13 protein-coding genes are annotated in these 15,377 nt (G+C 64.0%); 6 read left to right on the forward strand and 7 right to left on the reverse strand.

Going from position 1 to position 15,377, the window contains the following annotated elements; all coding sequences use genetic code 11:
* Positions 1-89: 89 nt before the first annotated feature.
* Positions 90-809, reverse strand: a complete 720-nt coding sequence (locus PCE31106_RS03120; protein WP_150562349.1) for a glutathione binding-like protein — start codon at positions 807-809, stop codon at positions 90-92.
* 183 nt (positions 810-992) lie between these two features.
* Between PCE31106_RS03120 and PCE31106_RS03125 the strand changes: the two genes are divergently transcribed.
* The 4 genes from PCE31106_RS03125 (at position 993) to PCE31106_RS03140 (ending at position 5,430) form a co-directional block, all read left to right on the forward strand.
* Positions 993-1,886 carry a LysR family transcriptional regulator gene (locus PCE31106_RS03125; protein WP_017233086.1) on the forward strand — a complete coding sequence of 298 codons (894 nt, stop codon included), beginning with the start codon at positions 993-995 and terminating at the stop codon, positions 1,884-1,886.
* Positions 1,887-2,042: 156 nt separating this feature from the next.
* Entirely contained in the window at positions 2,043-3,059 is a 1,017-nt protein-coding gene (locus PCE31106_RS03130; RefSeq protein ID WP_150562350.1) for a succinylglutamate desuccinylase/aspartoacylase family protein, read from the forward strand.
* Positions 3,060-3,123: 64 nt separating this feature from the next.
* Positions 3,124-4,482, forward strand: a complete 1,359-nt coding sequence (locus PCE31106_RS03135) for an MFS transporter (protein ID WP_150562351.1) — start codon at positions 3,124-3,126, stop codon at positions 4,480-4,482.
* A 57-nt stretch (positions 4,483-4,539) separates the two neighbouring features.
* Positions 4,540-5,430 (forward strand): MBL fold metallo-hydrolase, encoded by an 891-nt coding sequence (locus tag PCE31106_RS03140; protein ID WP_150562352.1) that lies wholly within the window; start codon positions 4,540-4,542, stop codon positions 5,428-5,430.
* A 117-nt stretch (positions 5,431-5,547) separates the two neighbouring features.
* On the opposite strand, the gene PCE31106_RS03145 is transcribed toward PCE31106_RS03140, so the two are convergent.
* The 3 genes from PCE31106_RS03145 to hppD all read right to left on the reverse strand — a co-directional run bounded on the left by PCE31106_RS03145 (position 5,548) and on the right by hppD (position 9,589).
* Positions 5,548-6,747, reverse strand: a complete 1,200-nt coding sequence (locus PCE31106_RS03145) for an amino acid aminotransferase (RefSeq protein WP_017233082.1) — start codon at positions 6,745-6,747, stop codon at positions 5,548-5,550.
* A 216-nt stretch (positions 6,748-6,963) separates the two neighbouring features.
* Complete coding sequence (locus PCE31106_RS03150; RefSeq protein ID WP_017233081.1) at positions 6,964-8,352, reverse strand: amino acid permease; 1,389 nt, start codon at positions 8,350-8,352, stop codon at positions 6,964-6,966.
* A gap of 163 nt (positions 8,353-8,515) precedes the next feature.
* Positions 8,516-9,589 carry a 4-hydroxyphenylpyruvate dioxygenase gene (hppD, locus tag PCE31106_RS03155; RefSeq protein ID WP_130024860.1) on the reverse strand — a complete coding sequence of 358 codons (1,074 nt, stop codon included), beginning with the start codon at positions 9,587-9,589 and terminating at the stop codon, positions 8,516-8,518.
* A gap of 290 nt (positions 9,590-9,879) precedes the next feature.
* Between hppD and PCE31106_RS03160 the strand changes: the two genes are divergently transcribed.
* Together PCE31106_RS03160 and leuA are read left to right on the forward strand one after the other, a co-directional pair.
* The gene (locus tag PCE31106_RS03160; RefSeq protein ID WP_150551671.1) at positions 9,880-10,353 is read left to right on the forward strand and encodes an Lrp/AsnC family transcriptional regulator; all 474 of its coding nucleotides are present in this window, start codon (positions 9,880-9,882) and stop codon (positions 10,351-10,353) included.
* 351 nt (positions 10,354-10,704) lie between these two features.
* Positions 10,705-12,417, forward strand: a complete 1,713-nt coding sequence (leuA, locus tag PCE31106_RS03165; protein ID WP_150562353.1) for a 2-isopropylmalate synthase — start codon at positions 10,705-10,707, stop codon at positions 12,415-12,417.
* Between the two features lie 155 nt (positions 12,418-12,572).
* Here leuA and pcaF read toward each other — a convergent pair whose 3' ends face one another.
* The 3 genes from pcaF to PCE31106_RS03180 all read right to left on the reverse strand — a co-directional run bounded on the left by pcaF (position 12,573) and on the right by PCE31106_RS03180 (position 15,228).
* Positions 12,573-13,775 (reverse strand): 3-oxoadipyl-CoA thiolase, encoded by a 1,203-nt coding sequence (gene pcaF / locus PCE31106_RS03170; protein ID WP_150562354.1) that lies wholly within the window; start codon positions 13,773-13,775, stop codon positions 12,573-12,575.
* Between the two features lie 99 nt (positions 13,776-13,874).
* Positions 13,875-14,525, reverse strand: coding sequence for a CoA transferase subunit B (locus PCE31106_RS03175; protein ID WP_150551668.1), 651 nt, complete (start codon positions 14,523-14,525; stop codon positions 13,875-13,877).
* 25 nt (positions 14,526-14,550) lie between these two features.
* The gene (locus PCE31106_RS03180; protein ID WP_150562355.1) at positions 14,551-15,228 is read right to left on the reverse strand and encodes a 3-oxoacid CoA-transferase subunit A; all 678 of its coding nucleotides are present in this window, start codon (positions 15,226-15,228) and stop codon (positions 14,551-14,553) included.
* Between the last annotated feature and the right edge of the window lie 149 nt (positions 15,229-15,377).

The raw sequence follows: 15,377 nt of genomic DNA on the forward strand, positions 1-15,377 counted from the left end.
GGCGGGCGCGTGACGGCTTCGCGCCGCTTAGCGCCAACTCACATTCGCAGGCCGATCGTCGCATCGACATTCCGGCCTGATCCGGGTGCTCAGGCGGAGCGCTTCGGAATGTCGAGGCCTCGAATCACGGCGGGACGCGCAACGAATGCGTCGAGCGCGCGTCGCACGTGCTTGAACTGGTCGAAGCTGACCAGCTCCCCCGCCTCGTAGAAGCCGACGAGGTTTCTCACCCACGGGAACGTGGCGATATCGGCAATCGTGTACTCGTCTCCCATGATCCACCGGTGTGTCGCCAGGCGCGCGTCGAGCACGGCAAGCAGGCGCTTCGCTTCGTTCACGTACCGGTCGCGCGGACGCTTGTCTTCGAAGTCCTTGCCCGCGAACTTGTGGAAGAAGCCGACCTGACCGAACATCGGCCCCACACCCCCCATCTGGAACATCACCCATTGCAGCGTTTCGTAACGCGCGGCCGGATCGGCGGGCAGCAGCTTGCCGGTCTTCTCGGCGAGATACCAGAGAATCGCGCCCGACTCGAACAGCGGCATCGGCTTGCCGTCGGGGCCATTGGGATCGAGGATCGCGGGAATCTTGTTGTTGGGGTTGAGCGCGAGAAACTCGGTCGAGAGTTGGTCGTCGGTCGAGAAGTTCACCAGGTGCACTTCGTAAGGCAGCCCGATTTCTTCGAGCATGATCGAGGCCTTCACGCCGTTGGGGGTGGGCAGCGAATACAGTTGCAGACGCTCGGGGTGCGCGGCAGGCCACTTGCGCGTGATGGGAAACTGGGACAGATCGGCGGATAGATCGGACATGAGGATCGATGCGTTCGTGTTGGAGCGACGCGCAGCGCCGCGGGACGACCAATATACCGCCAAGTCGCCAGGCTTGCCGGGCGCGGTGGCGTCGGGCTTTTCCGGTAGACTGCTCGCACTTTGACCCGTCGCGCGGAGGCTGTCTGCGCAGGCGAGACACGAAGCACCTTCCTCGGCCAGACCATGGAACTCAGGCATCTTCGATATTTCATTGCGGTGGCAGAGCAGTTGAGCGTGCGCGCGGCGTCCGAAATTCTGCATGTGACGCAACCGGCCGTCTCCCGGCAGATCCGGGATCTCGAAGAGACCATCGGGGCGGCGCTCTTCACGCGCACGGCGCGCGGCCTCGTGCTGACCGCTGCCGGAACGGCCTATCTCGCTGAAGCCCGTGACATCCTCGCCCGTGTCGAAAGCGCGAACCGTACCGCACGGCGCCTCGCGTCGGGCGTCACCGGCCGGTTGCGCATCGGCTTTGTCGAGAACGCTTCCTGGGACGGTCTGGTGCCCGCCGCCTTCAATGCCTTTCAACGCGCCACGCCAGACGTGGCGCTCGAACTGATACCGATGAACACGCCCGAGCAGCTCGACGCCATCGCGGCTGGTACGCTGGACGGCGGGTTTTGTTATCGTTTCGGCGCGTTGCGCGAAGGATGCGCCGAGGTGCCCCTGCTCGAACACGATGTCGTCCTCGCGGTGCCGGCAGACTGGCCGTTGGGGCGCGAGGGAGACGTGGACATCGCGTCGCTTCGCGCGCACCCCTTCGTGGCCTTTCCGCGCGCGGTTTATCCCGCGTACTACGATCGTTTGATCGCCGCATGCGCCGAGCGTGGCTTGACGCTCGACATTCGTCAGGAAGTGTCGACCGAGGCGGCGATCCTGTCGCTGGTGTCTGCGGGTGTCGGGCTGGCGATCGTCAACGATGCGAACCGCGACCGGCCGCCGGCCCGCGTGCGCTTCGCCGCCATCCGCGATCTCTCGGTGCGATTGCCATTGGCCTTCTGCCACTCGGCCCAGCATCCGCCACAGCCCGCCCTGCAACGGTTCATCGAGCAGTTGGCGACCGTTCAGGCTGCTTGACGACCACGGGGACCACGAAATGCGGCGGCAACCGCCGCGGCTTCGGGCGATGCGTTTGAGGCATCACCCAGGTCAATGAACGGCATTGGTCAAGCATTTTTGCGTCTGCGATAGTGAATTCACCCTAGGCGTCGCCTGGCTTTTCACTCTCTCGTCATGCACAACTCTGCTTCCCTGATCGCTTCCGATATCGACTACGAGCGCACCGGTCTTCAGACCGGCACGCTGCGCTTGCCTTACTCTCACGACCGGTCCGCTTACGGCCATGTCCCGATTCCGGTCGCCGTGCTGAACGCGGGCCCGGACACGGGGCCCACGGTGCTGCTCACGGGCGGCAATCATGGCGACGAATACGAAGGCCCCATCGCTCTGATGAAGCTGATGCGGCGCCTGCCCGCCATGTCGATTCGCGGCCGCTTGATCGTGATTCCAGGGCTTAATTTTCCGGCGTTCGCGAATGGCACGCGCACGTCGCCCATCGACAAGGGCAACCTGAACCGGCTGTTTCCCGGCGCGCGTAACGGGCCGCCGACCGAGATGATCGCGCACTACGTCGAGACCGAGTTGCTGCCCCGTGCCGACGTCGTGATCGACTTGCACGCTGGCGGGGCGTCGTTCGACCACACGCCGACCTTGCTGGCCGCACCGCCCGTCGACGCCACGCGCCGCGCTCACTATCTGCAGCTGGTTCGCGCCTTCGGTGCCCCGTACACGATGGTCATGGATCTGCTCGGCGAAGACCGCACCTTCGGCGCTGCGGCGCAACGCCACGACAAACTATTTCTCTGCGGCGAATTTGGTGGTGGCGCGGGTTGCGACGCCGCCAACCTCGCCATCGTCGAAGCCGGTCTGCAACGCGTTCTGCGCGTGCTGGGTGTCGCGTCGGAGGACGGTCCGGCACCGTCGCACGACACCCGCGTCATGGCGGTGCAGGGGCCGAGGCATTACGTCTACGCGCCGCGGGGCGGAGTCTTCGAGCCCGCGTTCCGGCTGGGCGACGACGTGCGCGAGGGGCAACTGGCCGGGCGTCTGTTCGATCCGCACGCCCCGTGGGAGGCACCCCGCGAAATCGCCTTCCGCAGCGACGGCACGGTGATGTGCATGCGCACGTTCGCCCGAGTGGAGTCGGGCGACTGCATCGCATTGCTCGCCAGCGACAGTCACTGGGACTGACGCGTACTGCGCCGATTCCCGCCTCCGTCATCTCGACACATTGCATGTCAAACAGGACATTCTCATGAGCGCTCAACCCGCCATCATTGCCACGCCGGCAGATGAGCAACACGAACGTGCCGGCTATTACGGTTACGTGGTGCTGCTGTTTTTCGTTTGCTTTGCGTTTTCTTATCTCGACCGTCAGGTTGTCAGCATTCTCGTGCAGCCGATCAAGCAAACGCTTGGGCTCACCGACGTGCAGATCGGTCTGATGCAAGGGATATCCTTCACCATGTGCTATGCCACGGCGGGGGTTTTCGTGGCCCGCTGGGTCGACCGCGCCAATCGTGTGAAGCTGATCGCGGCCTGTGTGGCCATCTGGGGGGCATCGACCGTGCTGTGCGGGTTTGCGACCAACTTCACTGAGCTGTTGTTCGCGCGCGCCGGGACGGCCGTGGCGGAAGCGGCACTCAGCCCTGCCGTGCTGTCGATCTTCAGCGATCTCTTCGCGCCGCGAAAGGTCACTCGCGCCAGCAGCATCTTCATGTTGGGGCCGTATGTCGGTGGCGGGCTGGCATTGTTCGGTGGCGGCTTTCTGTTCACCCTGAGCAGCGATCACACCGCGAGCGCCTGGCTGGCGACCCATGGGCTGACGCCGTGGCAGTCCGTTTTCGTTGCCGTCGGTCTGCCGGGTTTCCTGCTCAGCGCCCTGGTGTTGTTCACGGTGCGTGAGCCGGCGCGTCGCGGTCTCGGACGTGCGGGCGCCGCCGACGAGGACGACCTGCCGTCGATGCGGGAGGTGATGCGAGAACTCTTCGTCAGGAATCGCTTCTGCCTGCCGTACTTCGCGGCGTATGTGGCGCTGATCACACTCTTCTACGCCCATGCCGCCTGGTTTCCGGCGCTACTCATGCGCACGTTTCAGCTCGACGCCCGGACGGTCGGCGAACTTGCGGCGCCCGCGTACATGCTGGGGGGCGTGCTCGGTGTAGTGTGTGCGGGCCTGCTCGCCGCGCGTGCGATCGATCGCAGTGCGCTGCGCCGGGTACTGGGGCTGTCCACGGGCGGCGCGGCCATACTGATTCCTGCCGCGTTTGCGATGCCGCTGATGAGCCATAGTCTGGCGGCAGTGGTGCTGTATGGCGTATGCGCGTTCGCCGCCAGCATCGCCATGGCGCTCGCGCCTGTTCCACTTCAGATCGCGCTGCCCAACCGGATGCGTGGTCGGGCGATCGCGCTGCTCGTCTTCATGACGAATGCCATCAGCGGCAGTGTGGGGCCGTTTGCGGTTGGCGCGATCAACGAGCACCTTGGAAGAACGGCAAGTAGTCTGGGCACGGCGCTTGCGCTGGTGGGGACGGTCGCGGCGATTGCCAGCTTCCTTTGCTATGCGCTTGCCACGCGCCGCGCCGCGGTGGCATTGGCATCCAGTAGCGAGTGATGCGCCGGTCACTGCATACGCTGCTTATTCTTCTGGATAACGTCCTGGAGTTCGAACATGACGCCGTCTGTACCCGTCTTTCATGTGGGATCCGCCCGAATCACGGGCATCTTCGAGACCGCGTTTGCGTTGCCCGCGCCGCGACTGTTCCCCGATTGGGAAGCCGAGGCCGGGGCCGATCTCGCGACAAGGCTCTCGCCGGCCTCGTTCGATCACTCGAATGGACGCGTCGCATTGCAAACGCATCTCTGGATCGTGGAGTTCGCCGGCTTGACGATCGTCGTCGACACCGGCATCGGCAATGACAAGACGCGCGCCTTCAGTCCGTTGTTCGACCGTTTGTCCAACCCGGTGCTGGAGCGCTTGAGCGCCGCGGGATTTGATCGCCAACGGGTCGACTACGTGTTCAATACACACCTCCACGTCGATCACGTTGGCTGGAACACCTTTCGCGAAGGAGAGCGCTGGGTGCCGGTCTTTCCCAACGCCACGTATGTCTTCGCCCGGCGCGAGCGCGAGTTCTTTGACACCGGCCCGGGCGCCGCACGTCGAATGGTGTTCGAGGACAGCGTGTTGCCGCTGCTCGACGCCGGTCTTGTGCATGAGGTGCCCGACGCCGGTGAGCAAGTGCTCGACGGCATTCGCTTTCTGCCGACGCCGGGCCACAGCGCAGGGCACATGGCCATCTCGATCGCGTCTCGCGGGGAGACCGCGTTGTTTTCCGGCGATGTCATGCACAGCCCGGTGCAGGTCTATCGTCCCGAGTGGTGTTCGGCGTTCTGTCTCGATGCGGTTCAGGCCGGCGAGTCTCGCCGCGGGCTGCTCGATCTGGCGGTCGACGCCGGAACCACGGTGTTCCCGGCCCACTTTCCCGAGGGCTCGGCGGGCAAGGTCGTGCGCCATGGGGCAGGGCTGTCGTGGCAGTACCTCGCCACGGAACGCGGATGACGAAAGACGGCGGACAAGCTTGCGGTGCAGCGCGGCGCGTCAAGCACGCCGCGTTGGAATGAAAAAGGGACGGCACGCGCCGTCCCTTTTCGTGGAGCTTCCGGTATCGAGCGACGCTCAGCCGTGGCTCAGCACCTTGGCAATGCTGTCGGCCACCACCGCCACGTTCTTCTCGTTGAGGCCCGCCACGCACATGCGGCCCGAGCGGATCAGATAGACGCCGTAAGTGTCACGCAGCACATCGACCTGCGTCGCCGACAGCCCCGTGTACGTGAACATGCCGCGCTGCTCGAGGTAGCGCGAGAGCATCGTCTCGGGGACGTGTCCACGCAGGCCGTCGTGAATCGCACCGCGCATGCGCGTAATGCGCTGGCACATGGCCATGAGTTCGGCTTCCCACGACTTGCGCAGTGCCGGCGTGCTCAACACCTTGGCCACGATCTTCGCGCCGTGCGTCGGCGGGTTGCTGTAGTTCGAACGCACCGCGCTCGTGAGCTGACCGAGCACGCGATCCGCCGCTTCCGCCGACTCGCAGATGACCGACAAGCCGCCGCAACGCTCGCCATACAACGAGAAGTTCTTCGAGAACGAGTTGGCGACGAAGGCCGGCACGCCCTGACGGGCCAGTTCGCGAATCACGAACGCGTCGGCGTCCAGACCCGAGCCGAAGCCTTGATACGCCATATCGACGAAGGGCAACAACTCGCGCTTCTTGAGCACGTCGATCAGCTGCACCCACTGCGCGTCGTTCAGATCGACGCCGGTCGGGTTGTGACAGCACGCGTGCAGCAGCACCACGCTACGCGCAGGCAGCTTGTCGATGGCGTCGACCATCGCGTCGAAACGCAGGCCGCCGGTGGCTTCGTCGTAATACGGATACGTATTCACGGTGAAACCGGCACGCTCGAAGATGAAGCGATGGTTGTCCCACGTGGGATCGCTCACCCAGACCTGCGCGCCGGGGAAGTAGCGCTTGATGAAATCGGCGCCCACCTTGAGCGCGCCCGAGCCGCCGAGCGTCTGCACCGTAGCGATGCGACCGTCGGCGCGTGCCGGCGAGTCGTCGCCGAACACGAGCGCTTGCACGGCGTCGCGATAGGTGGCGAGCCCCGCCATCGGCAGGTACGGCTTCGGACCGACTTCGCCGAGCAACTGCGCTTCGGCCTCTCGCACAGCCTGCATGACCGGAAGGCGGCCATCGTCGTCGTAGTAGATGCCGATGCTCAGGTTGACCTTGTTGGTACGGGGATCCTTGGCGAAATTCTCGTTGAGCGAGAGGATCGGGTCACCGGGATAGGCATCGATATGTTCGAACATGGCGGTTCCTGGAAAAACGAGAGAAAGTCGGTGGAGTGCGGGCTGGGGGCCACCGGACCGTCGGTGCGGCTCCGGCGGCCCCGACGGCGCCAAACAGTTGATGATACCGCTAGTGAGGTATCGCTGGGTACGCCCCGGGTGGTTGGCACCCGAGGCGAGATCGCGAAGCGTTGCGACCCGCTGCCGCCGGTGGCCGCCGGCATTGAGCGGGAGACCTCAGCGTGCCGCCCTGGCCTGAATCGGCGCTACGCGGTTTGTTTTCTGACGCACCCGATAGCCGATGCCGAGCGCGACCAGCCACACCGGGATCAGGTAGACCGAAATGCGCAGGTCCGGAATCAGGTACATCACGACCAGAATGCCGCCGAGGAACGCCAGGCACAGGTAGTTCGTGAGCGGGTAGCCGAGGCTCTTGAACAGCGTTGTCTCGCCCGCGCGCGCCTTGGCACGACGGAAGACCAGATGGATCACACTGATCATCGCCCAGTTGATGATCAGCGCCGACACGACCAGCCCCATCAACAGTTCGAACGCCTTGCCGGGCATGAAGTAATTGATCACCACGCACACGGCCGTCGCGGCGGCCGAGACGCCCAGCGCCAACAGCGGAATGCCACGCCGGTTGACCTTGAGCAGCGCACGCGGCGCATTGCCTTGACCGGCCAGACCGTAGAGCATGCGGCTGTTGCAGTACACGCAGCTGTTGTAGACCGATAGTGCCGCAGTCAATACCACCGCGTTGAGCACGTTGGCCACGGCATTGCTGTTCAGTGCGTGGAAGATCAGCACGAACGGGCTGCCGCCGGATACCACCTTCTCCCACGGGTACAGCGAGAGCAGCACGCCGAGCGCGCCAACGTAGAAAATCAGAATGCGGTAGATGACCTGATTGGTCGCGCGCGGAATCGTGTGCGACGGGTTGTCCGCTTCCGCCGCCGTGATGCCGACCAGTTCCAGTCCCCCGAAGGAGAACATGATGACGGCCATCGCCATGACGAGGCCCGATACGCCGTTCGGGAAGAAACCGCCGTGTCGCCACAGGTTGGTCACGCTGGCTTCAGGGCCGGCGTTGCCGGAGAACAGCAGATAGCCGCCGAACCCGATCATGCCGACGATGGCGGCGACCTTGATGATGGAGAACCAGAATTCCATCTCGCCGTACGACTTCACGCTGGAGAGATTGATGGCGTTGATGACGCCAAAGCACACGAGGGCCGAAACCCACGTGGGAATGGCCGGCCACCAGTACTGGACGTAGATGCCCACGGCCGAGAGTTCGGCCATCGACACCAGCACGTAGAGCACCCAGTAGTTCCAGCCGGACACGAAGCCCGCGAAATGGCCGCAATACTTGTTGGCGAAGTAGCTGAACGAGCCGGCGACCGGCTCGTCGACGACCATTTCGCCGAGCTGGCGCATGATGAAAAACGCGATGACGCCGGCAATGGCATAGCCCAGCAGCACTGACGGGCCGGCGGTCTTGATGGTTTGGGCGATGCCGAGAAAGAGGCCGGTGCCGATCGCGCCACCCAGCGCGATCAATTGGATGTGACGATTCTTCAGGCCGCGGTGGAGCGAGCCTTCTTGTGGTGCGTTGGCGGACATGTCTGTTCCTTACCCTACCTTCGTTGCCATGCGGCGCGCTTCTCTGTTTCGTTCTGTGCGAACGAACCGGAACCGTTGAGCCGCCACGACGCAGCGCTTATGACGCCGTCGCCGTGTCCTTTGGGATCGTCGGCCTGTGCCGACGATCGTGTCTCCCCCGGACTCAGACCTTGAGCGTACCTCGCTCGATCTGATCGCGCTCGAGCGATTCGAACAGCGCCTTGAAGTTGCCTTCGCCGAAGCCGTCGTCACCCTCGCGCTGGATGAACTCGAAGAACACGGGGCCGAGCAGCGTCTTCGAGAAGATCTGCAACAGCAGGCGCGGCTTGCCGCCTTCGGTCGTGCCGTCGAGCAGAATGCCGCGCGACTTCAGTTCGCCGATCGGCTGGCCATGGCCGGGCAGACGGGTCTCGAGCGCATCGTAGTAGAAGTCGTTCGGCGCGGTCATGAGATCGACGCCGGCCATTTGCAGGTTGTCGATCACCTGAAGCAGGTTGTCGGTGAGGAACGCAATGTGCTGAATGCCTTCGCCGTTGAAGGCCATCAGGAATTCCTCGATCTGGCCGCTGCCCTTGGCGGATTCCTCGTTCAGGGGGATGCGAATTTTACCATCGGGCGCGGTCATGGCCTTGGATGTCAGGCCCGTGTATTCGCCTGAGATGTCGAAGTAGCGGATCTCGCGGAAGTTGAACAGCTTCTCGTAGAAGCTGGCCCAATAGGCCATGCGGCCGCGATAAACGTTGTGCGTCAGGTGGTCGATCAGACGCAGGCCGTGGCCGACCGGATGACGGTCGACGCCCTCGATGAATTCGAAGTCGATGTCATAGATCGACTTGCCTTCCTCGAAGCGATCGATCAGATACAGCGGCGCACCGCCGATGCCCTTGATCGCGGGCAGACGCAGCTCCATCGGGCCGGTCTCGATTTCTACCGGCTGCGCACCGAGCGCCAGTGCACGGGCGTAGGCCTTGTGCGAGTCTTTCACGCGGAATGCCATGCCGCAGGCGCTCGGGCCGTGCTCGGCGGCGAAGTAGGCCGCTTCGCTGTTCGGCTCGCGGTTCACGATGAAATTGATGTCGCCCTGGCGGTACAGCACTACGTCCTTCGAACGGTGACGCGCCACCAGCGTGAAGCCCATCTGCTCGAAAATGGGTTCGAGGACGTTCGGGGTAGGCGACGCGAATTCCACGAATTCGAAGCCCATCAGTTGCATCGGGTTGTCAAACAGGTCGGCCATGATCGTCTCGGCTGGGTCAGGTGATGGATAAGGTGTCAGATTCGTCGAACGCCGGGTGACGGCGGAAAGTGCAACAAAATTGCGCTTTGTCGACCGTCGGGTTGGGATAAACCGGCGGGCCCGTTCCGCTCGCCGTAATCCCTGAAATAGTGGGAAGGTGGCACGCACGTGCGACGTTTTACCGCGCTCAGTGTAAGGGGGGCACCGCAAAATAGGATTTCGTAACGGTGTTAGGGAAACCCTAGTTTTTGCACTAATATTTCGTGATACGTACCTGAGGAGAGATAAAAGTGCATGACATCGAGATCGATCGAATCGACGTCCGGTTGCTGGGGGTATTGCAGTCGCATGGGCGAATTTCGAATCTTGAGCTGGCCGAGGCGATCAAGCTGTCGCCCGCGCAGACGTTGCGGCGTCACCGGCGGCTCGAGGAGATGGGGGTGATCAAGGGCTACGACACGCGGCTCGACGCGCAGCGGCTCGGCTTTGGCGTGGTCGCCTTTGTCCATGTGACGATGGAGCGCGGTCATATCCGCGACCTGTCGAATTTCAAGGGATTGGTGGCGGAGCTGGCACAGATTCAAGAGTGCTTTTCCGTGACGGGGGATATCGACTACGTGCTCAAGGTCGTGGCCCGTGATCTGAAGGCGCTGTCCGAGTTTCTGCTCGATACACTGATGCGGATTCCCGGGGTGAGTGCCGTCAAGTCGAGCGTTTGTCTCGACGAGATCAAGTGCACCTCGGCCGTGCCGCTCACGCCCTGACGAGGCGCCCGAGCCCCGGAGCCGCGGGTCGACGACGACCGCGCCGGTGCGTGCCGGCCCACGAGGGAAATGTCATGAGACAACACATCATGGTTGACAGCGTCCGAGACTCTGTGATTTCATGAGGGCCATGATCACCGCGCAATTCTCCCTCTCGCTACGACTACTAGCCCGCTCCACCGGGCTTGGTCCGTTGCTGCGCGCGTGCATCGTCTGAAGACTTCTCTGAAGCACCGCTGATTTTCCCCAGTTACGCCGATCTGAGCCCCGGTTCCTCCAACCGGCGGTCGTAGCTTATCTGCGTTCATGCGTCGTCCGGTTGCCACTTTTGCCGACCCTCGAGACTACGCCATGTTGAAGCACCCCGCTACGAAGTACCGCCCGTTCACCCCGGTCAATATCCCCGACCGACAATGGCCGAGCCGCACCATCACGCGTGCCCCGATCTGGATGAGCACCGATCTGCGAGACGGCAACCAGGCCTTGTTCGAGCCGATGGATGCCCAGCGCAAGATGCGCATGTTCAAGACGCTCGTCGCCATTGGCTTCAAGGAAATCGAAGTGGCGTTCCCGTCGGCGTCCGATACCGATTTCAACTTCGTGCGCGAATTGATCGAAGGCGGCCACATTCCCGACGACGTCACTATCGAAGTGCTCACGCAGGCCCGTGACGACCTCATCGAGCGCACCTTCGCCGCCCTCAAGGGCGTACCGCGCGCCATCGTCCACCTCTACAACGCGACCGCGCCCGAATTCCGCCGCATCGTCTTCAACCTCGATCAGCCCGGTGTGAAGGCGCTTGCCGTGGCCGCGGCCAAGACGATCAAACGCTGTGCCGACGCCGCGCCGGACACGCAATGGACGCTGCAATACAGCCCCGAGACGTTCACCGGCACCGAACTCGAGTTCGCCAAGGACGTGTGCGACGCGGTGTTCGACGTGTGGCAACCGACGCCGCAGCGCAAGTGCATCGTCAACCTGCCGGCCACGGTGGAAATCGGCACGCCGAACCACTACGCCGACCAGATCGAGTGGATGCACCGTCACCTCGCGCGCCGCGATTCGCTGATTCTCTCGGTACACCCGCACAACGATCGCGGCACGGCCGTGGCCGCGGCCGAGCTGGCCGTGATGGCCGGTGCCGACCGCATCGAAGGTTGCCTCTTCGGCAACGGCGAACGCACCGGTAACGTCGACCTCGTCACCCTCGGTTTGAACCTGTACACGCAGGGCGTGGATCCGGGCCTCGACTTCTCGAACATCAACGAGATCGCCCGCACGTCGGAGGAATGCACGCAGTTGCCCGTGCATCCGCGTCATCCGTATGTCGGCGACCTGGTGTTCACCGCATTCTCCGGTTCGCATCAGGACGCCATCAAGAAGGGCCTGGCCGCGCAAAAACCTGACGCCGTCTGGGAAGTGCCGTACCTGCCCATCGACCCGAGCGATCTCGGCCGCACGTACGACTCGATCATTCGCGTGAACAGCCAGTCGGGCAAGGGCGGCATCGCCTATCTGCTCGAGCAGTCGTATGGCGTGCAGATGCCGCGTCGCCTGCAGGTCGATTTCAGCTCGGCCGTACAGCGTTACACCGACGAGACGGGGGCCGAAGTCACCGCGTCGCAGATCTGGCAACTGTTCCAGAAGGAATACGTGGCGTCGAGCGAGCCGGTCGCGTACGTCGGTCACACGCTGTCCGAGCGAGACGGCCGCCAGCATATCGCCGTGACGGTCGACATTCACGGTCAGCGCACGACTGTCTCGGGCACCGGTAACGGACCGCTCGATGCGCTGATGCACGCCATGCGTACGCCTGTGCGCGTCCAGCACTACGAGGAGCGCGCGCTCACGCAAGGGGCCGACGCCCGCGCGATCGCCATCGCGGAGATGGCCGGCGACGCCATCGTGGGCAGTGCTTTCGGCGTGGGCATCGATGCGAATCTGACGACCGCATCGATTCGGGCAGTGATCAGCGGCATCAACCGCGCGTATGCCCGCAGCGAAGCGGACGCGCAGGCAACGTTCTTCGACGCCGTCATGCGCGACGTCGCCAAGGCTGTCTGAACGGTCAGGGGAACCTGAGGAAGGACGGAAGGAGATTGAGGGCAGACGCGTCCCGACCGGCATCGATCATGCCGACGGGACCCGGGCGAGGCGTGGCGGGACTTACCGAGTCCCGCACGCACGCCCGGCCCTGAAACACAGGCGGTGTGGTGGGATTACACCGCTTCGATGGCGATAGCGATGCCTTGGCCGACCCCAATGCACATCGTACACAGCGCAAAGCGACCACCCGTACGCTGGAGCTGATACATCGCCGTCGTCACCAGACGTGCGCCGCTCATGCCGAGCGGATGGCCCAGCGCAATGGCGCCGCCGTTCGGATTGACGCGCAGGTCATCGTCGGCCACGCCGAGCTGACGCAGCACGGCCAGGCCCTGGCTCGCAAACGCTTCGTTGAGTTCGATCACATCGAACTGATCGATCGACATACCGAGCCGAGCGAGCAGTTTTTTCGTTGCGGGAGCCGGACCGATGCCCATGATGCGCGGTGCCACCCCTGCCGTCGCCATGCCCAGAATGCGGGCACGCGGCGTCAGGCCAAAGCGCGCCGCACTCGCCTCGTCTGCCAACAGCAGCGCGCAGGCGCCGTCGTTGACGCCAGAAGCGTTACCGGCGGTCACGGTGCCATCCGGGCGTACCACGCCCTTGAGTCTGGCGAGCGCTTCCATGCTCGTTGCACGCGGATGTTCGTCGCGATCCACCACGATCGCCTCGCCCTTCTTCTGGGCGATGGACACCGGCGTGATTTCCTGGGCCAGCGTGCCATCGGCCTGGGCGCGTGCGGCCTTTTCCTGCGAACGCACCGCAAAGCGATCCTGATCTTCACGGCTGATACCGAACTCGGTCGCGACGTTCTCGCCCGTCTCGGGCATCGAATCCACACCGTACTGTGCCTTCATCAGCGGATTGACGAAACGCCAGCCGATGGTCGTATCGTAAATCTCCGCCTGACGCGAAAACGCGCTCGCCGCCTTGCCCATCACGAACGGCGCACGGCTCATGCTCTCCACGCCACCGGCGATCATCAGACCGGCTTCGCCCGCCTTGATGGCGCGCGCGGCGGTGCCGATGGCGTCCATGCCCGAACCGCACAGGCGGTTGAGCGTGGCGCCCGGCACGTCTTGCGGCAGGCCGGCCAGCAGCGACGACATGCGCGCCACGTTGCGGTTGTCTTCCCCGGCCTGGTTGGCGCAGCCGAAGATCACGTCGTCGACCTGCGTCCAGTCGACGCCGCCGTTGCGCGCCATGAGCGCCTTGAGCGGAATGGCGCCGAGGTCGTCGGCACGCACGGAGGACAGCGCGCCGCCGTAGCGGCCGATCGGGGTGCGAATCGCGTCGCAGATAAAGACTTCACTCATGGGTCTACCTCAGCCGAATCGAAACTCGCGCAGGGAGTCTCGCAGATGAAAAAACGCCGGGTCACATCAGGCGATGTCCCGGCGATGGGGGGTGTCGCGTCAGGCAACGGCCGGCGAGGGCAGCAGCGTCACGCCGGTCACACGCTGGAGTTCGTCGAGCGTGAGGCCGTCGACCATCTCGACGACGCGCAGGCCCTCGGGGGCGACATCGATCACCGCCAGATCGGTGTAGATGCGTGTGACGCAACCCACGCCGGTGAGCGGATAAGTGCACTGCTCGACGATCTTGCTTTCGCCCTGCTTGGTCTGGTGTTCCATCATCACGAACACCTGCTTGGCGCCGCTGGCGAGATCCATCGCACCGCCGACGGCCGGAATGGCGTCGGGAGCGCCGGTGTGCCAGTTGGCGAGGTCGCCCGTCTTCGAGACCTGGAACGCGCCGAGCACGCAGAAGTCGAGGTGGCCGCCGCGCATCATCGCGAACGAATCGGCATGGTGGAAGTAGGCGCCGCCCGGCTTGAGCGTGACGGGTTGCTTGCCGGCGTTGATAAGGTCTTCGTCCTCTTCGCCCTTGGCAGGGGCCGGGCCCATGCCGATCACGCCGTTTTCGCTCTGGAGAATGATCTCTCGCTCGGCAGGCAAGTGATTGGCAACAGCGGTCGGCAAGCCGATGCCGAGGTTCACGTAGGCGCCGTCGGGAATGTCCTGGGCGACGCGGGCGGCCATCTGGTCGCGGGTCAGTCGGTTCATGTCGTGCTCCGAAATCAGATGGGGATCAGGCGCGTGCGGCGCCAGGCACCGCGACAACGCGTTGAACGAAGATGCCGGGCGTGACCACGGCTTCCGGATCGAGCTCGCCAAGCTCGACGACTTCGTTCACCTGAACGATGGCGCACTTGGCCGCCGTGGCCATGATCGGGCCGAAGTTGCGTGCGGTCTTGCGATACACGAGGTTGCCCCAGCGGTCGCCCTTGAGCGCCTTGATGAGCGCGAAATCGGCGTGGATCGGCAGTTCGAACACGTACGGCTTGCCGTCGATGACGCGCGTTTCCTTGCCCTCGGCGAGCAGCGTGCCGTAGCCGGTCGGCGTGAAGAAGCCGCCGATGCCGGCGCCCGCGGCGCGAATACGCTCGGCCAGATTGCCCTGCGGCACGAGTTCCAGCTCGATCTTGCCCGCGCGGTAGAGCGCATCGAACACCTGCGAGTCGGTCTGCCGTGGGAACGAGCAAATAATCTTGCGCACGCGCCCGGCCCCCAGCAGGGCGGCGAGGCCAGTCTCGCCGTTGCCGGCATTGTTGTTGACGATGGTCAGTTCGCGCGAGCCTTGCTCAATCAGGGCGTCGATGAGCGCCGAGGGCATCCCGGCATTGCCGAAGCCGCCAATCATGATCGTCGCGCCGTCGTGAACGTCGGCCACCGCGCTGGCGAGCGAATCGTAAATCTTGTTGATCACACGTGCCTCCTGGGCAGTTCCATCGGGCTGGCGGACTCGCGCCCATGGCCCTTGTTGAGTGTCTCCCGGCGACGGCGACTTGTCAGGCGGCATCGTCTGGTTCACAATGTTCTTATAGCGAACATGTATTCGCTATAAGAACAGCGTAA

The sequence above is a fragment of the Pandoraea cepalis genome (assembly GCF_902459665.1).
GTDB classification, from domain to species: domain Bacteria; phylum Pseudomonadota; class Gammaproteobacteria; order Burkholderiales; family Burkholderiaceae; genus Pandoraea; species Pandoraea cepalis.